A 20,490-nucleotide genomic window follows, 5' to 3' on the forward strand; every position below is an offset into this window, starting at 1 on the left:
AATTGATTATTGGAATATTAACAAAATAGATGTAAATTTCTGCATCACGCAATTTTAACCTAATTAAGAGTAAATGCATACCGATTTTATATTTTGACTTCAACAAAGCATAATATTGAATTATAGCAAATGTTTGCCAAATAAAATGCTGAATTTCATTGTTGGTTGATAACAGTTCTTAATAATAAAGGTTATAGAAAAAAGTAGAGCTTTTCTTGGGTTGCTGGCAAAACAATATTATTAAATTTATGATTACAATTGATAAAATTGACTTCAACAGGCTTAAGCCCTATAATGGGAAGTCCACACAGTGTTTCGAACATCTATGTTACCAGCTGGCAATCAAAGAATATGGACATTTAGGTAAATTTACTGCTATTGACGGTAGCGGGGGAGATGGTGGGGTAGAATTCTATCTGGATCTTCAGTCGGGCGAAAGATGGGGATGGCAATGTAAATTTTTTGGTGATACAGGGAGATTAAGTATTGCTAATAGAGACTCGGCTATTGCAAATTCCTTTGAGACTGCAATTCGGAATCATGGAAATTTGACTAAGTATTTTGTTTGTCTAAAAACTGACCTGACGACGGAAAGTACGTCGAAGAAAGATAAATTTAGTAAAGGAGAGAAGACTTGGTTCGACACAGAGCTAATAAAAAAGGTTCCTGTTGGCCGGGCAATCGAGCTACAATTTTGGGGAGAATCACAATTTGTCGCATTTTTAAAAGAACCTAAAAACGTAGGCGTACGTAGTTTCTTCTTTGGGGAACTAGAGCTAAAGGAGGAGTGGTTTACTGCAAAGTTTAATGAAAATTTTGAGAAGGTAAAGGATAAATACGATCCGGATTTGCATGCTATTGATCAGTTTACAAAATCCATAATTGATTGCGTGGTGCTTGATCCGAACTATACTAACTTAACTGGAAAGCTTAAAAGTGATCTCCTACAGGTAGCCAGTCAGGTCGATCGGGAGCTACACGACTTTTATAACACAACCATGATCAGCCCCGCGGAGGATGCTCTAAGAAGAGATTTTTTTTCTGCTTGTCATGAATTTGAAGACCTTGTAAAACAGACTATAAGTAAAATTGACTTTGTTGATGAATGCTTTAAAAATTGTGAACCTGAAGAACTTGCGCTGTTTAGTTCCGAGGATTTACGATCGAAGTGGATCGCTTTCCATAGTAAACTTGATGAGTTTGATTTTGATGAAAAATCAAGGGCTTATAGGGAATCGCAGAATATAACATCCTTAATGTTAAATTTTTCACAAACCTTCGGCCGATTTTTTAGAAATTATTTTCATGTAAATCAGAGGCAGCTGAATTTTATTGGCGATGCAGCTAAAGGTAAAACACATATATCCACTGATATTGCGTTTAACAGAATTAAAGAGTCGAAACCAGTTATATTTTTGACAGGTGATAAATTTACTGATGAGACTAGTATCAGCGATACAGTACGGAAAATTTTGGATATACCGCAAGAGTATTCGTTTGATGATTTTTTAAATGCTTTGGAAGTTTATGGATCAATCCATAATGTAAGGATTCCTATTATTATAGATGGTCTGAATGAAACGGTGTCAAACAGACTTTTTTCACCTATCTGGAGGAACCACTTACAAGGATTTATTGCAAAAATACTACAGACAAAAAACGTTTCTATAATAACAACTTGTCGAGGTTCATATGCGCAAAGGATATGGGATGACATTTATAAACCGGAATTTCATCAAGTAGATGGATTTGGCGATTTCGAAACTATTCAAGAAGCGGTTCATAAATATTTCACGAAATATAAACTTAAGTCGGACTTATTTTTTGCTTCTATTGATAAATTTGGCGACCCCATCTTTCTTAAAATATTTTGTGAAATAAAGAATCCTAATTGGAAGCATTCTGGTGAAATTGCGGTAAATATTGAAGAGGAATCATCATACGATATTTTTAAAGAGTATTTGTCTCAGATCAACAAGAAAGTGACTAGGGATAATCCTATCCTTAGAAGCAATGAAAATTTCATTTCCGTATCCCTAAAAAAATTGTCAAATTATCTTTGGGTAAATAATCTCCGGGAGCTGCCTGTAGGAGATTTTTATGCATTAATCGACGAAAATGATAATTATGAGAAAGACAAATCAAAGGCAGATATACTTCTTGATGAAGGGCTTGTAATAAATCGGGATATTAGGAGTGAAACTGAATATATAAGCTTTACATACGATGTACTTGCAGGTTATATGATTGCTGAAAATTTAATTTCTAATAATACAGAACTTTCATTTTTTAAAAGCAAAAAGTTTATTGGGCAGGTGTTTCTTGCAGAAGGACAACATCCCCTGTTTGAGGACGTTATAGCTGCATTATGTTTGCTACTGCCACAGCTGAAAAATACCACATTTCATCAATTACTGCGAAGTGACTGGCTAGTTAAGCTTGCAGATTCTAAGATTTATAAGTATTTGCCAGGATTCATAAAAACCAGAGTAATAAATTTGGTTGATTTTTCAGATTTTGTATTTGATAAATCTTTCCAATCACTTTTTGTGTTACCAGGTCGATTGGTAAAGACAAGTGACATCGACTTAGTTGCTAAAGTTTTCATGATAAATAATGATAATAGAGAAATCCTTTTTGATCTTTCTTTTAAGACGATGGGAGATGTAAATCACCCGCTCAATGCGAATTTCCTGAGCAGGCTTTTAGCCAAATTGAAAATGAATGAACGTGATGTCACCTGGTCGGAATACGTGAGGAAGAACAACCATCAATTGGAACAGTTTATTTCTGAATTTGAAAATCAATGCCGTAACAACAGCCCTGAATCGGACATAATATTAAGTAAGCAAAAATTAGTTTCCAAAATTGTAGTCTGGTTTTTAACAAGCACTGATAGAACTTTACGTGATAAAGTAACAAGGGCTCTTTATTTTTATGGCAGAAAGTTTCCAGAGGAATTCATCGCTTTAGTGGAGGAATCACTGGGGTATAATGACCCGTATATTTGGGAGCGTACGTTGGCGGCTTCTTATGGTATTGCCATGGTTCAATATTATTGTAAATCTGGAGAGGACTTTCGTAATAACTTGCTACCTAGATTTTGCCAATCAATTTATGAGCTGATTTTTGCCGAAAATGCACCATTTGGAACTACTCATATATTAGCAAGAGATTACGCCAGACGTCTTATCGAACTTGGATTAAAACATCACCCTGCATTATTGGATACAAAACAGCAAGAAAATATTAGACCGCCATATTCTTTTGGTGGGATCAGAGAACTAAAAGAATTCGATTATGGAGAAAAAGATTACGGTTATGATGGGCCAATTCAGATGGATTTTAGCAATTACACATTGGGACGCATTGTCAAGGGAGGTCATGCCTATTCCAATCCTGAGGAAAAAATTAAGGTCCGTAAGCAAATATATGGGAGGATCTATGACTTGGGGTGGAGCAAAGAGCTGTTTGCTGAGTCTGAAAGGGCGTTAGGAAATGATAATTATTATAATAGCGGTAGAACTAAGCAGGCCAAGGTGGAGCGGTATGGGAAAAAATATTCGTGGATCGCTTACTTTGAAAATGCTGGATTACGTGCCGATCTTGGTTTGCTGGAGAAAGATTGGGATAGTTTTCGGCTATCAGATGCAAATATCGACCCGAGTTTTCCAGAGAAGTTAGTAAATGATCCCTTTTTTAAAGATGACATATTGGGTGATCGATCAATATCTTTAAATGAATGGTATGAAAACGGTGACATGCCGAATTTACAGGCTTATTTGGAGGTTGACGAGATTAACGGCACCCCAGGGCCTTGGATTTGCTTGGATTCCTTTATTGCGCAAGAGGAGGTATCAACGGAAAGAAGTAGTTACATTTTCATACGCGGGTTGGTTATTGAAAACTCGAAATTTGATGAGGTAAATAAGCTATTAAAGGATCAAGACTTTTCGCAGATTCATATCCCTGCAAAACGTGAAAATCATTACGCCTTCGCTGGTGAACTGTATACTATTGATGAGGCCACGTATAGCAATTACGTTGATCTACGATTCGATGTTGAAAAACAGAAACGCACGATCAAGAAATATGATCCTGATTATTTTAGTTACTTGTCTTGGTCGCAAGAGTACACCGAATCAAATTTGCCAGAAGAGATTGAAATTGAAGTTGATGTAACTAAAGAATTCGAAATATTATTTCCGGTAATGGAATATAATTGGGAAAGTTACCATTCTCCTGTTAATGATGCAGGACAAACAACGGTTTTAGGAAAGGAGATTGTTAATCACCTGCGACTTATTAGTGAGCCTCAAACATTTGATTTATTTGATCAAGACGGGAAATTAGCTGCTATTCACTTGCAGAATGTTGAGGATTATAATAATAATAATGATAGTTTAGTGTACATTAGAAAAGACTTGCTGGAGCAGTTTCTAACTGAAACAAAATCTAAGCTTGTTTATACTATTTGGGGGGAACGCGAAGTTCGTTTTAAAACGAATGAAAGAAGGGACGAGTTTTTTAGATCTCATCCTTATAAAAACGATCAAAAATTTAATCAGATTATTGAATATAAGTAGAGGACGGAATATTTTGACATATAGCTTTGTAATTCAATATGCTTATTGGAACCATAATGTAATTAACGTTACAACATAAAATATGCCCAAAATCGACAAGTTCAATTTTAAACCTCATAGGTTAGCTCTGGCACCTCTGCATAGACAAATGCCTTAGTAGGAGTTCCCGTTTTTCTAAAATCTTTTTCTATTGTATAAGCTTCCATTTCAGAGGCACTGATTTGATGAGTAGCAAGCTCGGTAATTCGTTCCTCACTAAGGTCCTCCATCATCCATTCCCAAGCTAATTCATCTGGGAGCATTGTAGGCATACGATTTTTAGAATTATGAATTTGTCTCATTAGAGGATTTGCCTCTGTAGTAACAAGCGCAACTGTATCCACTGTTTCTCCTGTGTCCTTGTCCGTCCAATTTTGCCAGATCGCTGCAATGAAAAAGTATTCTTTTCCCTTAAGCCCGATATGGTAAGGATATTTATCCGCTGTCTTTAGGGGTTGATTGGTTTTCTTGTTAAGACGGTACAGAGACCTCCACTCGTAAAATTCACTTGAAAGTATTAAGCATCTTCTTTCCAGCGCTGCTTTCCGAAACATTTTTTCTCGACCAGTACTTTCATCCTTCAGTAAAAGTTCTTCACCTTTTGCGTTCAACGTCGTATAGGGCTGATGCCATTTTCCCTTGTCGTCCTTGTAACCAAAACGCATCTTTTTTACATTTTCTCTATTTATTACATACGCAGGAATAAAGCCCCATTCCATCTGGACAATATCGAAGTTGCATTTATCTTCTGTAGGGCGTAAAACGGCTATATTTCCATAATTAAATCCCTCGTGAATTTCTTGGTCTAGAAAATCATAGTTCATAACAGCTTTTTCCAAATCCATGAGACGGATAAATTCGTCTCTAGAAACTCTTTGTCCGTTGTAATAACACATATGATTAAGTTTTTAAAAGTTTACTAATTTCTTTGCCGAAAAACTCTGCTTCTTCTTGTCTTCCTTGTGGAATACTTGTCCAGACTTCGCCTGCCCACGTTTTGGCTGAAGTTATTACCAAGGGAGCTCTATTATCGTCAAAAACGAGACGAAAAATCTGCTGATCTCGTACTGTGTGTTCAATTACAACAACTTTTAAGCCATTGAACTCGATTTCAAACTTATTGTTCTCGAACAGATTTCCCATTTTATAAAACATTACTATTCGCCTATATAAATTTAGCAATTCTTGGTGATAATAATACATAAAACAGAAGCATTTACAAGATACAGAAGTGATTAGGAAAATTTAGGTCATTTATGGTACGCTGCACCGGAATATAAATGTAGCAACCGTAATGTAGGTAATTTTCGATTTCGAAAATACTATGCGGAATGGCTACAAAAAAAAGAAAGAGAGGAAATAGTAATATTGGTAATTGTTCAAATTTTAAAGACCTTGGGCTGGAACATCTTATGAAATTGGATGAGTTTCCCATTGAAGAATCTATATTAATGCTCAAAGAGGCAGGTATAGATGTTGACGAAGGGGAAGCTATTAAAATCATGGAGTTTTTATATCTGTTGGCGGGGATCACCATCAAGGAAATATTCTCTCCCGATTAAAACTTTTTTGTAATTTTGTATAATTAGATTTTCAAGTAAATTTTTAAAAGTCAGATGGTTGCTAATTCTCTTGTTAGCACTTTACCAATTTCATTACCAAATTAAATAACTAAACTATGATCGCAGATTTATATATCCGAGTATCTACAGATGAACAGGCAGATAAGGGGTACTCGCAGAGGGACCAAGAGGAGCGTTTACGCCTTCATTGTGATAGGGCAGGTATCACAATTGACCGAGTCATTTTAGAAGACCATTCTGCCAAGAGTTTTGAGCGACCTGAGTGGAAAAATTATCTGCAAAGTTTCAAAAGGAGTCGAGGGTATCGAGAGGAACGCTTAGTGTTGTTCACTAAGTGGGACAGATTCAGTAGGAATACCTCGGAAGCTTACCAGATGATTGGACTTCTTAAAAAAAATAATATTCTGCCTCAAGCTATTGAGCAGCCATTGGATCTAAGTATACCTGAAAATAAAGTATTATTGGCTATATACTTGTCAACTCCTGAGGTTGAAAATGATAGAAGGGCAATAAACGTGACCAACGGAATGCGACGTGCTATAAAGGAGGGCAGGTTGATGGGAATTGCTCCTTATGGATATGTCAACAAGTGTACTGAAGATGGTAGAAAGTATGTTGCCGTTAAAGAACCAGAAGCTTCGAACATAATTTGGGCGTTTAAGCAAGTGGCAAAAGGTCATCTCCCTACTGAAAAGGTGAGAGTGGAAATGAATAGGAGAGAGGGTAGAAATATATCTAGTAATGCCTTTATGGTTGCACTGAGGAATGTTACCTATTGTGGTAAAATATTAGTGCGTGCGTACAAAAATGAAGAGGAAAATATTGTTCAGGGAAAACATGAAGCGCTGATTTCAGATGAGTTGTTTTTAAAGGTTCAGCATGTCTTGAAAAAGAAAGGAACAAAAGATCTTAGGTTGCCAGGTGGGAGAATCATCAATGAAGAAAGGTATCCGCTACGTGGTCTACTGATTTGTCCTAAGTGCGGAAAGAATCTGACGGCAAGTAGTTCAAAGGGTCACACAAAGCACTATTACTATTACCATTGTAGCACAGCCTGTGGATTTAGGCACCATTCTGATAAAATTAATCAACTTTTTGAAGAGGAGCTTTCCAAATATGATTTTCCCAAGGGTATTCTTGATATATTAAAGAAGATTATCGTAAAGAATACTAAATCTACCTCTGCGAACTTTGATGGTGAACGAAGTACTCTTAAGAATAGAATTGCTGAATTAAATGATAGAATTAGTAAAGCGCGGGATATGTACCTATCTGACAAAATTGATGAAGATGATTTTAGGGATATTAAAAATAGATATAAAGGAGAACTGGATGATCTTGAATACAATCTTAGCGTATTGGTAAAGTCAGAAAAAAAAGATGGGGTAGAAGAAAAGATTAGCAAAGCACTAAAAATTGTCGGAAATATTTCAGAGAGATATAAAAAAGCTAGCACTATAGATAAACGAGCGATCGTGAGTTTGATATACCCTGAAAAGATAATTTTTAATGGAAGCTATTTTCAAACTGCCAAAATTAACTCTTTTGTTGATACTATCTTCTTGATTAGAAGGGAATTATCTCAACAAAAATACGGGGATTTAAATTCAAAAAATTTAAACCCCCGTCTTGTGAGCGCGAAAGGATTCGAACCTTTGACCGTCTGCTTAGAAGGCAGATGCTCTATCCAGCTGAGCTACGCACCCTTGAATTTTAAAGTCGGGGCGGCAGGATTCGAACCTGCGACCTCCTGGTCCCAAACCAGGCGCGATGACCGGACTACGCTACGCCCCGAGGAGGTCATCATCAATAACTCTGTTTTGCAATCGCAATAGTACAAAGCCTTTTGAAATTAAAAAAACTCACAAATATTGTGAGCCTTTTGTGAGCGCGAAAGGATTCGAACCTTTGACCGTCTGCTTAGAAGGCAGATGCTCTATCCAGCTGAGCTACGCACCCTTGAATTTTTAAAGTCGGGGCGGCAGGATTCGAACCTGCGACCTCCTGGTCCCAAACCAGGCGCGATGACCGGACTACGCTACGCCCCGATTGGCTGTCATCATTAACGAATTTTACTTCGTTTTTGCGGTTGCAAAGGTACAATACTTTTTTAATTAAAAAAATAAAATGAAGAATAATTTTTAATTAATTTTTCAGCTGACGCTTTAGTTAACTTTACGTTGCTAATAACCATTGGGTTACTTATTTTTTTTAAATGATGAGAAATTTTGCTTCTTTTTTATTATTGGAATTTTAAAATGCTGTTTAGTTTAAATGAAATTGTAAGTAAAATAAAACTTGGTTAGCTTAATTCCTTAAATCTGATATAATTTTTTATAAATTGTTAAAAATTTGTTAAAAAAAAATTGTGGTGTCTGTTTCTTTTTTAAATTTGCAAAAACTAATACCATAACACTATGAAAAATAGACCTTATCCATCTTTTCTTCTTATCCGTTTCTTGGATAGTAAGAGGGTCTTCCCAGTTAATTTTACTCAAAATAAAATTTGAGTTGGCTCTGTTAACTGTCAATTTAGAAAAACTATTAACATGCATAAATTTTTATATTCCAGAGCATTCGCGATAATTTGCTTGTCGTGTTCTGTTTCTGTTTATTCCCAATTAGTAGGCTCTGATGCTCAGCTATGGGAAAAAAGTGATCCAACACTCCGTGAGGTGATGAAATGTAAAGATGAAAATCTTCTCAATTTTCATTGTGGTATCAAAGATAAATTATTCAAGAAATATATTAAATACAGTAAAAGCAAGAGCCATACTCTTACAGCTGTCCATCGGTCGAAAGAAGATGAACTAATCTGGGAAGATACAGAAAAAAGGATTTCCTTAGGTAATAGCAGCTATAAAACAGGGAAAGAAAAAAGTATCGAAATCAGAAAGAGCCCCAGTATTTTTTCTTTTTTAGGAACGGCAGAGCCTGACCATAAAAAATCAGATAGCCTGAAAATTAAATTTGAAGATCAGAATCTTTACGAGATGATATTTCTGCCAAGAAAAGCAAAGTCTTTAGATCTTAATAAAATTCACTCTTATCTTTCTCTCAAATATGGAATTTCACTGGAAAAAGGAAAATATTACAGCAGCGATGGAAAGATCATTTGGGATCCGGAAAAACATAAAGAATTTAAATATAAACCTACCGGTTTAGGGAGGGACAACGGTAATGAACTGTATCAAAAACAGTCTTCAAACCAGGCAGATTTATTTTTAACAATTGGTAAAACCACTATCGAAAGAACGAATGTTGAAAATCAGGCAGTTTTTGATAATAACCAGTTTGTGATCTGGTCTGATGATAATAAAGAATTATCGTTGAAAAATGATGGAAATTTCGATATCCTTCAGAAAAACTGGGAAATAAACTTTATAGGAAATAAGGTTCCTACAACAGATTATATGATAAGAATTTTGAAGGAAACAGTAAATCCGGATTCTTTACCTATTGCTTACTGGATATTTTTGAAAAAACCTGATGGAAGTATTCAAAAAATTCAAGGTGCCGAAGCTGAAAAGTATATTGTTTTTAATAAAGTTGATTTTCTGAATGAGTTTGATAGTGGCAATACTGCTCATTTTACCTTTGCGGTAAGTCCTTTAAAAGACTCTAAAACAGAAGGAGCAGGTCAAAATCAAAATTCAGGGACCAGATTATCATCAAATAATAATGACCTATCATTGAACCTTACCAAAATTAACCTTTATCCGAATCCGGTTAAAAAAGGACAAACCTTTACTGTAACTTTCCCTCCTATGGAGGATCTTGGAATTTCCATTTATGATGGCGGAGGAAGGCTCGTTAAACTTGATAATATAGATCGCAAATCAACTCACTATACTGGACAACTGGATGTTCAGGGTGTTTATATCATTAATCTTATCCAGGACAAAAAAGTAATAAAGACGTTCAAATTAATCGTTGATTAAACTATACCATGAAAATAAATACGGACCAATTTCCTGTTACCAAGAAATCGTTTTTGCTAATAAGCTTTTTTGCGTGTATGTTTGTTTTTGCAAGCTTCACTAAAGAAGACAGACAGAGGGTACGGGAATTCAAAAAAGGGCTCCTCGGTGAATGGACTCATAAAACAGTTGATTTACCTGATCAGGATGTAAAAGAAAATCCTTCTAATCAATTAACACAATCTGAAAAATTACCTGAAAAGAATATTTTAGATGAAAATCATTCTGTATTTTTAAATTCAGCAAAGGAAAATTTAGAATTCTCTGAGTTTAAAAATGATGTTGCTGTCGACAATAAGAATTTTTATCCATCAAAGGAAAAAGAAGGAACTATTGGAGCTTTCACGGATCAGGAAGAAGATGAAGTTTTTGATAACTTTTTCACAGTCGATATTCCTGCTGTGAAGGAAAATACAGTAGCTTATCTTGAATACGATTTATTTGGATTGGCTTCTCACGAATCTGTATCCAGATCTATCAATCATAATATTGCGATAGGAGGAGGAATTATTGTTCCAAGCGCAAAATGGAACCATCAAAAAGAGGAAATCAATTCGGAACTTATTAAAACAGGTTCTAATTCCATATTATTTACTTCACCTTCAGCCGGGGTAAAATACAAAATAAAAAACTTACGTATTGTTTTTGAAAAAGATAAAAAGACTGATAATAATCTAATCATAAGTTCTGCACTGTCAGGAGATCAGTTGTATGTAAAAGGAAAGACAACATCGTTATCAGATGTGGTAGTTAACAATCAAGTTGTTGCTGTAAAAAATGGTGAGTTTGAAAAAGTTGTCAAACTTTCAGAAAAAAATAAGGCAGAGGGTTCATTCTCTGTTATTGCAGGAGGTATAACTAATGTTTACAAAATTCCGGCTTCAACAAAAGCCTTTAAAGTAGTAGACCATTACTATGCAAAACCAAAAGGTGTTGAAATTTCAAAAGATAAAGAATTCAGGATAAGCTATGAAAATATGAATGTTTCTATAGAAAAAGGAACATCAGAATCGGCTTACATTGAAGTTCTGAAATTAAGAGAAAAAGATATTCCTGCGGTATCTCAGGGGCTTAAAAATGTAACGTTGAATAATGCCGCTTACAGATTTTCAGTAGTGTCCGGGAAACTGGAGAAAAAAGCAAAGATCACCATTCCTTACGATACGAAAAGGCTGGGATTGTTTTCTCCTAAAGACATTAAAATCTTCCATTTTGATTATGCCAAGAAACAATGGGTAGCAGACAAATCAGTTGTTGACGAGAAAAATAAAACAGTAATGGTAGAAGGAGATGGAGACCATGATTATATCAACGGAATTATTTCCGCTCCGGAATCTCCCCAAACGACAGCCTTTTCGCCTACGAGTATCAGCGGATTGAAAGCAGCTGATCCAATGGCAGGCATGCAGCTGATGAATGCACCTACAGCAAATCAGAAAGGTGATGCCAATATGAATTACCCTATTAAAGTTCCTGCAGGATTGGGAGGATTACAGCCGTCTTTAGCAATAGGATACAATAGTGGCGCCGGTAACGGATGGATGGGTGAAGGATGGGATCTTCAGGGATTATCTGCGATTACAGTAGATACCAGATGGGGAACGCCTATGTTTGGTAGCCAGGAAACAGAACTATATACCTTGGATGGCGAAATGCTTGTTTATCCTGGGGGCTACCTGCCTCACAGACATAATAATGTAAGTGAAACATCTACGGATATTACAACTGCAAGGCAATCAAGAAATGCAACAGGAAAAAAACAGTTTTATCTTAGAAAGAATCATGACTTTACCCTTATAGAAAGAGAGGGAAATAGTACAGGTACTTATTCATGGACGGTTACTTCTACCAATGGTACTAAAAGCTATTATGGCGGAAATGATAATTCTGTTATAAAAAATAGTGAAGGCCAGATTGTTCATTGGGCATTGAGAATGATAGAAGATACCCACGGCAATAGAATGCTTTTTACCTATCAGAATAATACGAATGTTAATATTGGTGCCGGAAATAATGCTAACGGAGGAACTTATTTTCATATTCAAAAAATAACTTATGGTAAAAATCAGGATTATAGTGTCAATTTTATTACTGAAAATACCGTAAGCAGGAAGGATATTAATATTAATGCCAAACAAGGAGTAAAAAGAGTAGAACCTTATCTTTTGAATAGTATTGATATTAGTTATAAGACCCAAAAAATCCGTAGTTATAAATCGGAATATGAAGACGGACAGTTCTCAAAAACAAGATTAAGAAGACTATATATTCAAGGGTATACTATTAAAGACCCAGCCTCACTTCCAATTGTTGATGATTATGTTTTTGAATATTATAATGAAATTGAAAATAATCAGATTTTTGGCCCTGATAATACCGTTCAGGTCAATAATGGAGTGAGCAGCCCGTATGGAAGTATTATTGGAACACTTCTTAAGCCATCAAAAATTAACGGAAATGTTTCAACGGAGAGTGGTCTGAATTTCAGGGCAGCGGCAGGATTAAACTTTTTCTATTCTTCCAATGATGCTTATGGGCACCTTATGTTTGGTTTTCCTTTTGGATATTCAACAGCCGAAGCAAAGAATGTGCAGCAGCTTATTGATTTTAATGGAGATGGTATACAGGATATGATCTATAGGACATCTTCCGGTCTTACTTATAGTGAAGGTAAATTAGATATATATGGCAAATTATCTTTCTTGCCGGCCAAGCCAATTCTGAATTATAACAGTAATTTTTCTTTTACAGAGACCAAAACCAATAGTTCAGGGTGGGATATGGGAGCAATTGTATATAGCAAGTCTTCCATCACGTCAACTTCAAAAGGAATTACTTCCACCTTTCTGATTGATGCCAATTCTGATGGGTTGGTAGATATTGTAAATGACGGAAAGGTTTGGTTTAATAAGTATAATCAGGGAGGAAGTCCTGAGATGACCCAGCATTCCGAGTATACAGAAAATATGGTGGTTAAGGTCAAGCCTATAGCACCACCTCTTATTCCACCTCCGGGACCTAAAGTTCCTCCTATTGTGGAGCCTGAATACCCTCCAACTCCTATTGCTGATGTAGTAAAAGTATGGATTGCTTCTCAGGACGGATACATTACTATTAAGGATAATGTGAGTATAAGTGGTACAGATCCTTTAAACCCTGTCACTGTGCTAAAACCAACTGATAAGGCATACTATTCTGTAGAGATAGCAAACCCTGATTATGTAGTTGGAGGTACGCAGCCTAATAATTTCTATCATGCAAGAGTCTTTTTAACGCAGCTTAATCCTAATAATCTGTCACAGTCTTTCACTATTTCGAAATATAATGATTATTATTCTCAGATTATTAATGTACCTGCAGGAAATACTCAGTATAATGTACATGGTGCCATTAATAATCCAAACAGATTATTTGTGAAAAGTGGAGATAAGGTATATATAAGGCTTCACAAGAATTCAGAGGACAATCTGCAAATAGACTCTAATCCAACGGTTACTTATATTGATCCTGCCACCGGGCTGGCATTGAAAGGAAGAAATATGGAGCAGGATCAGTTTCGATTGAATAATGGAAGTTATGGAAACAACTTTTTCCTGAATAATCTTATAGCACCTATATATCTTGATGCTTCGGGAACAGCAGAGATTAAAGTTAATAGTATTACATTTCCTTCTTCCGCAGATAGTTTTACTTTTAAAGTAATCAAGGAAAATGCTGTTACTGGTGCTGTTACTGTACTTCACTCCCAAAGTTATGATCAAAGTATTATAACTTTTGATACACAGGCTTATACAGATACGATATCAGTAAATGGAAGTGAGCCTATTTATTTGAAATTTATTGTAGAGTCAGACTCTTATACAGGATTCTTAGCAAGCAACTGGAATAATGCTATTACTGTTAATTATAATGCAGCTTCTCCGGCTCTTAATTTGAAACTTTTTCCAGCTGCCCAATATCCATCATTTGCTGTGACTCAGCTTAAGGAAAGACTTGATATAAGAGGTACTCAAACTAATCCGCCTGTTATTGGACCTCATGAATTTGGAGTTCAGATAAATAAAAATATTGCGAATGCAACTACTCTGGGAACAGGGAGCTTTTATTATGTGATCAAAAAGTTGAATCAGGTACTTGCTAAAAGAAAAGTAACTGTTACAGCTACACAAGGGACTCCTCCAACGATCCAGGAAGTAAATATGCTTACCGGACAGTCTATTCAGGGAATAGATCCTGTTATTATTTATTCAGGAAGCTTAGTATCATCATCATTCGATTTAGGATTTAATGTGCAGGTTTATTGTCAGACAGGTGCAGAATATGCTTTATTTAGTAAATACTTAGAATATTTTCAAGGAAAGCCTTTCAATATCTATTATGATACCAGCAGCTTATTAACCACAGTGTGGCCTACTTCAGTAAATACAGCAATGTATAATACAAAATCGGCTATTTATAATAACTGGGGGCAATTTTTATACAAACCGAACAATTTCGTAGATTATAGTTATGGAATACCTATTGAAGCTGAAGCATTCACTGGTGATGTCGCTTTACAAAATACCTATTCAGCTTGTCAGGGGTTGACAGGACAGGCCTTGACAGATTGTGTTGCAACAAATGGTAATTCAACATGTCAGGGATTAACCGGACAGGCTTTGACAGATTGTGTGGCACTTAATGGTAATCCGAATACAGGAAATAATACTGTATCTCAGTATGTTTCTCCTATGAAACCATTTTCTGAATGGGTTATCAAGCCCCGCCCTCTACCAATGGTTAAAATTGATAGGTGGATAGGAACAAGTAAAGAACAGTTTTCAACGGCAACCTCTTTCAGGGATCATGAAGAAGTAAGTTATTTTTCAAATCCTATTCCAAATCCTCCGACAATATCGCCAACGACTTTAGTGAACGGAGCTCTTTCATTAGATTCTACAATGAAAGCAATCAGTAAGAAACAGAGCAGCCGATCAAATAATACAACAAGTGGTCTAAGTGTAGGAACAGTAAGTGCCGGGAATTCAGAAACATTACCCCTTAAAAATGGTAGTATTGAAACACAGACGTTTGCAGATCTGAACGGAGACGGCTATCCTGATATGGTATATCCAGAATCTATCCAGTATACAAACTCTGTAGGAGGCTTAGACGACATCAAGCTTGTAGCGACTGGTGATTTTCCAACCAATTCTTACAGCTATTTAAAAGTAAATTCTTTAGGGTTTTCTTTTAACGTCTTTTCTGCCAGCGGAAGAATTAAAGTAAATGGTTCAAATGGAAATGACTCTCATGCTAACAATTCAATGCCTTGGTCAGTTGGAGTAACGGCAGGAGCAGGAGCTAGTGACTACTTTAATTCATATGATACCGGAAGAGCATTTTGGACAGATGTTAATGGAGATGGATTACCAGATAGAATTATTGATTTTAGTACGGTAATGTTAAATCTCGGAAAGAGTTTATCAGAACCAATGTTCTATCAGAATATGGCTTCTTATCGTTCCCGTCCAATAGGAGGTCTTAACTTTTCAATAGGAGGAGGCCTTGGATCTTTTGCTGATTTAAGTGCTTTAAGCAGCTTCGGTTTCGGGATCAGTGCGAGTGCAGGAGGATCCGGATCTAAAGGTACAGCGGAGATAGTATATGAGGATATTAATGGTGACGGATTGGTTGATATCATTGATGTAGATAATAGTAATCAGTCTGCCAAAGTGCGTTACAATTTGGGGAATAAATTTGATACTGCAGTTCCATTGCTTAAGTCAACAGGAAAAGTTGATTTTACTGAAGAAACAGGTTCTTACAATGGTTATGTATCTTTTGGAGGAAATCTGATGCTGAATTTTGGACCCATTCCAATTATTCCGCCTGCAATTCTGGTTATTTACATAAAAGCAGGTGCGGGAGCGACAGCGAATTTAGGAATCAATGTTTCTGAAACCAAGAAGACTTTCAGAGATATGAACGGAGATGGTTTCCCGGATCTGGTAGTAGATACAAACGATGGTTTCATTGTTAATTATTCATTAATCGGAAAAACAAATAAACTTAAAACAGTTACTCATGCTGTAACAAAAGGACAGTATGCAGTAAATTATAAATTTACACAGCCGAATTATCAGGATCCTCATGCTAAACTGGTGGTAGATGAAGTAAGAATTTTGAACCCTGATGTATTCAGTACCAACTATACCCAGTCGGATGCAGCGAAAGATATTGTAACGAAATATACCTTTGAAAAATCTAAATACGACAGAAGAGAAAGAGACAACTTTGGATTTGAAAAAGTAACCAGCGAGCAATTGAGTGCTGCAGGAAGTACATACCGTAAAACAGTAGATACGTATTATAATACAAGTTATTTCTTAAATGGATTAATTAAGGAAAGTAAAATCCTTACGGGTAATGATGAATTAATTTCTAAGGTTATCTATAACTATCGTTTATATAGATTTAAAGATAATGTAACCAAAATAGACCCTAATTACTTAGCGGAAAGTTTTGATACCGGAGGAACAGAAGGAAGAAGAATGGCTACCGTTTTGTTGAATACAAAGATCAATACGAGATTTGAAAGTGGAGGTGAAATAGAGACTACGGAAAAAATGGAGTATGATTATAATACCGGATTGGTTTCAAATTATACCTATACCAGCCCTACCAATTCCTATAAATCTGTGATCACTTATTGGGCCGGACTGAATAAAAATATGATTGAAATACCTAAAGAGATTAATGTATATGACGGAACGGGATCTACCCTTTTGAGAAAGAGAAAAACCCAGGATGTAAATGTTAATACAGGAGATATCGGAAAATACATCGTATTTGATGGTTCTCAGGATATCATAACAGATTATACTTATGAACCTTCCGGTAATGTTAAAACTGTAACTTATCCGCCTGATGAATCACAGAACAGATATTCCATATCCTACGAATATGATGATGAAACTGGTAAGTATGTAATAAGGACAACGGATGCCTTCGGATATATTTCTTTCGGACTATATAATCCTTATTTGGATGTTTTAATAAAAAGTACAGATATTACAGGAAATGCAATACAATATGGATATGATGACTATGGAAGACCGGTATCCATTATTGAGCCTTATAGCCCTACAGGAGTTTCTACGATAACTCATTCCTATTATTTTGATCATTATGGTATGCCAAGTTCGAATCAGAATATTAAAATATTCCGTGCCAGAACTTCACATTATGATGCAGACCATCCAAATAACCTGATTAATACAGATTCTTACTCAGATTTTATGGGTAGAGTAATACAGGTGAAGAAAGATATTGATGTAAGTGGTGTGGAAAAAAGATCTGTTTCAGGAAGACCGGTATTTGACGTAATGGGAAGACAGATCTATCAATACCAGCCTCAGGAAGGAGATCTTCAGGACAACAATCTGAATCTGAATCTCAGCCAATATATGTTGTCCAACACGTACGATCACTCTGATAGAATTACGAATGTTAAATATGAAGACAGTGTTGAAAAATCAATTCGTTATGAAATAGAAGGAAATCTGTTTAAAAGTATTGAAGAACTGGATCATACCAAAATAGAGACTTTCACCAATGCGGAGGGACAGATTGTTGAGAAAATAAATTATCTGGATAATGATCCTCTGTCTACAAAGTTTGAATATAATACAATAGGTGAACTGCTTAACGTAACTGATCCACAAGGTATTAATACTACTTATAAATATAATCTTGCCGGAAGAAGAACAGAAATGTTGCATCCTGATAAAGGACTTACCACCTATGTATATGATCCTGCAGGACATCTGACTTGGTTTGGAACTCCGAACCTTATGAATGATCCTTCTATACAGACGCATCAGATCCATTATAAATATGATAAGAACAGACTTACTGATATTGAACTTCCTAACCTGCCGAGTGGTTCAGTAAATCCTAATAACGTTCATTACGATTATATGCCTGCCAATTCAGGAAATAATTCAGGAAGGATTACGACAAAAACAGACGGTACAGGATATACTACTTACAATTATGGTAAGCTGGGTGAAGTAATATCGGAAACCCGCAGAATATTCGGTTACAATATTCCGACTATGGAATTCAAAACGGATTATGTCTATGACAGCTGGAACCGCCTTAAAAAACTGACCTATCCGGATGGCGAGCAGCTTACTTACAGTTATGACCTGGGAGGAAACCTTAAAACAGTAACCAACGGAAGTTATAATTATATTCAGAATATCAAATATGACCTTTATGAGCAGAGAACAGCAGCCAACTATGGAAATGGAACAAGAACAGATTATTCTTATATTGCTACCAACAGAAGGTTAAATCACTTTGGGTTATGGAGTAATTCCAATGCATTCTTATCCAACAGCTATGAGTATGATAAGAGAGGAAATATTATCCGTCTTGCCAATGATGTAGGGGTAACTCCGAACCAAATGGGAGGAACCTATGCTTTCAAATATGGATACGATACCTTAAACAGATTGATTGGTACGGAAAGTGACATGGGTCTTAATGATAAAGGAGGAACTCCTACAACACCCAATACTTCTCCATATGCGCAAAGTAACTCACATTTTGAGCTTAGAAAGGTAACATATAACGAAAGTGGAGGAATTGTATTGAAGGAGCAGGTGCATCAGATCGACCAGCAGCCGAACCCATTGAATACTTATTCTAATAACTATAAGTATATTCCCGAAACTCATAAAGTGAAGACGATTATTGACGGTAATATCAGTGGTACGCAGCAAATTTTCGAATATGATGATAATGGGAATACCATCAAACATATCGATGAATTTGGAGCCAAGCAGATGTTCTGGGATGAGCAGGATCGTTTGAAAGCTTTTTACAGTGACGATTCGGGTGTATACCAATATTATGCGTATGATGATAAAGGAGAAAGAACGATAAAGTACAACCTTCATGGAAGTTCTCAGCTGTATCAGAACGGTGAGTTGGTAGATCCGGGTAGCTTAAGCTTAACTGATTATACTTTGTATCCTAATCCATATGTAACAGTATCCTTAAACGGGCAGTATACCAAACATTATTTTGAAGGATCAACACGATTTGCCAGCAGGGTGATGGATGGAAGCAATATTTTTGTTCCATTGAATCTCAGAACATCGGATCAGGGAACAACAATGAGAGAACCTGACCCTTCTGTTGACTTCAAAACGTACCTTGAGAAAGCAGGCGTAGGTGATATTTCCTTAGCAGAGCTGAATACTTTAAACGGACCAACCAGCCAGCTAGGATTATACTATTTGCATAATGATCATTTGGGAACGGCAACATTTGTTACCAATTCCAGTGCTCAGAGTACACAGTTTTTCTTAAATTTACCATTCGGAGAAACGATGCTGGAGCAGAGAACAGGAGTATATGATAACCCATATAAGTTCAATGCAAAAGAACTGGATAGAGAAACAGGGTTGTATTATTACGGAGCGAGGTATTATAACCCAAGAGCGAGTATTTGGTATGGGGTGGATCCATTGGCTGTTTACAATCCGACGATGGAGACTCAGTTTTATGGTGAAGGGCAGCATAATGGAGGAGTATTTTATTGGGGTAACCTAAATCCTTATATTTATACATATCAGAATCCGATTAAGTATATAGATCCTAATGGTAAACAGGGTATGGCTGGTGCCCTTATTGGAGTTCCGAATAAAGAAAAAGATAATGTAATCAGTGGCTGGACAGAATCATTAAGACAGGGAGGAGGTTATCAAGCAGATTTTGTCCCGGTGTATGGAGATGCAAAAGGTATCGCTGAAGGAATTTGGGGGACTGATTTCCAGGGAAATAAATTGTCAGGTTTTGAAAGGTTGATTTCTGTAGCGATGTTATCAGAGCTGAGAGATGTAAGTAGAGGATCAAGAGCTTTAAATGAAACAAGTAAATTACGGAAAATCACCAAACCGTTATGGGGAGCCGGAATACGTTATGGAAATGACGTTACTACAGCAATAAAACATATTGCAGATGGCCATTTTTTTAATTCTAGAGTAGGAAGAGCAACAAGTAGATTTTCCCAGAAATTTAGTAATATTGAAAGTGTTAAAAAATTGGTGTCTGAAGCAGTTACAAATGGCGAGCATATTACTAGTAATAGAGGAGACTATAGTGTTATCCATAAATTTGATGAAACTATTGGAACATCTTCAGATGGAAAATCAACTAAGATTTTACAGGTATTTATGGATAGTAATGGAAATGTTTTGAATGCATACCCAGTTTCCAAAAATCAATTAGGTAAGTATAAATAAAATT

6 protein-coding genes, 4 tRNA genes and 1 pseudogene are annotated in these 20,490 nt (G+C 36.0%); 5 read left to right on the forward strand and 6 right to left on the reverse strand.

Going from position 1 to position 20,490, the window contains the following annotated elements; all coding sequences use genetic code 11:
* The first annotated feature begins 248 nt into the window (after nt 1–248).
* Nucleotides 249–4,586 (forward strand): hypothetical protein, encoded by a 4,338-nt coding sequence (locus ACP3T3_RS20340; protein WP_426477544.1) that lies wholly within the window; start codon nt 249–251, stop codon nt 4,584–4,586.
* A 107-nt stretch (nt 4,587–4,693) separates the two neighbouring features.
* Here the strand turns inward: ACP3T3_RS20340 and ACP3T3_RS20345 are convergent, their stop codons facing one another.
* Complete coding sequence (locus tag ACP3T3_RS20345) at nt 4,694–5,521, reverse strand: SOS response-associated peptidase (protein ID WP_426477545.1); 828 nt, start codon at nt 5,519–5,521, stop codon at nt 4,694–4,696.
* 4 nt (nt 5,522–5,525) lie between these two features.
* On the reverse strand, nt 5,526–5,768 hold the full coding sequence (locus ACP3T3_RS20350) for a hypothetical protein (RefSeq protein WP_426477546.1): 243 nt from the start codon (nt 5,766–5,768) through the stop codon (nt 5,526–5,528).
* A gap of 188 nt (nt 5,769–5,956) precedes the next feature.
* Here ACP3T3_RS20350 and ACP3T3_RS20355 point away from each other — a divergent pair, with 188 nt between their 5' ends.
* Together ACP3T3_RS20355 and ACP3T3_RS20360 are read left to right on the forward strand one after the other, a co-directional pair.
* Nucleotides 5,957–6,187, forward strand: coding sequence for a hypothetical protein (locus ACP3T3_RS20355; protein ID WP_426477547.1), 231 nt, complete (start codon nt 5,957–5,959; stop codon nt 6,185–6,187).
* Nucleotides 6,188–6,303: 116 nt separating this feature from the next.
* Nucleotides 6,304–7,233, forward strand: a pseudogene (locus ACP3T3_RS20360) (recombinase family protein); the annotation flags it as partial.
* A 607-nt stretch (nt 7,234–7,840) separates the two neighbouring features.
* Here ACP3T3_RS20360 and ACP3T3_RS20365 read toward each other — a convergent pair.
* From ACP3T3_RS20365 to ACP3T3_RS20380, 4 genes are all read right to left on the reverse strand, one after another.
* A tRNA-Arg gene (locus ACP3T3_RS20365) sits at nt 7,841–7,914 on the reverse strand.
* 13 nt (nt 7,915–7,927) lie between these two features.
* Nucleotides 7,928–8,002: transfer RNA gene (locus tag ACP3T3_RS20370), tRNA-Pro, on the reverse strand.
* A gap of 91 nt (nt 8,003–8,093) precedes the next feature.
* A tRNA-Arg gene (locus ACP3T3_RS20375) sits at nt 8,094–8,167 on the reverse strand.
* Between the two features lie 14 nt (nt 8,168–8,181).
* Nucleotides 8,182–8,256: transfer RNA gene (locus ACP3T3_RS20380), tRNA-Pro, on the reverse strand.
* Between the two features lie 501 nt (nt 8,257–8,757).
* Here ACP3T3_RS20380 and ACP3T3_RS20385 point away from each other — a divergent pair.
* Nucleotides 8,758–10,149: a T9SS type A sorting domain-containing protein gene (locus ACP3T3_RS20385; protein WP_426477548.1), complete on the forward strand. Its 1,392-nt coding sequence runs from the start codon at nt 8,758–8,760 to the stop codon at nt 10,147–10,149.
* A gap of 8 nt (nt 10,150–10,157) precedes the next feature.
* The gene (locus tag ACP3T3_RS20390; protein WP_426477549.1) at nt 10,158–20,486 is read left to right on the forward strand and encodes a SpvB/TcaC N-terminal domain-containing protein; all 10,329 of its coding nucleotides are present in this window, start codon (nt 10,158–10,160) and stop codon (nt 20,484–20,486) included.
* Nucleotides 20,487–20,490: the final 4 nt, after the last annotated feature.

The sequence above is a fragment of the Chryseobacterium sp. CBSDS_008 genome, assembly GCF_049959325.1.
Lineage (GTDB): Bacteria > Bacteroidota > Bacteroidia > Flavobacteriales > Weeksellaceae > Chryseobacterium.

Coding starts and splice junctions, on each gene's coding strand:
- ACP3T3_RS20340 (WP_426477544.1), top strand. CDS start 249: ATGATTACAATTGATAAAATTGACTTCAACAGGCTTAAGCCCTATAAT.
- ACP3T3_RS20345 (WP_426477545.1), bottom strand. CDS start 5,521: ATGTGTTATTACAACGGACAAAGAGTTTCTAGAGACGAATTTATCCGT.
- ACP3T3_RS20350 (WP_426477546.1), bottom strand. CDS start 5,768: ATGGGAAATCTGTTCGAGAACAATAAGTTTGAAATCGAGTTCAATGGC.
- ACP3T3_RS20355 (WP_426477547.1), top strand. CDS start 5,957: ATGGCTACAAAAAAAAGAAAGAGAGGAAATAGTAATATTGGTAATTGT.
- ACP3T3_RS20385 (WP_426477548.1), top strand. CDS start 8,758: ATGCATAAATTTTTATATTCCAGAGCATTCGCGATAATTTGCTTGTCG.
- ACP3T3_RS20390 (WP_426477549.1), top strand. CDS start 10,158: ATGAAAATAAATACGGACCAATTTCCTGTTACCAAGAAATCGTTTTTG.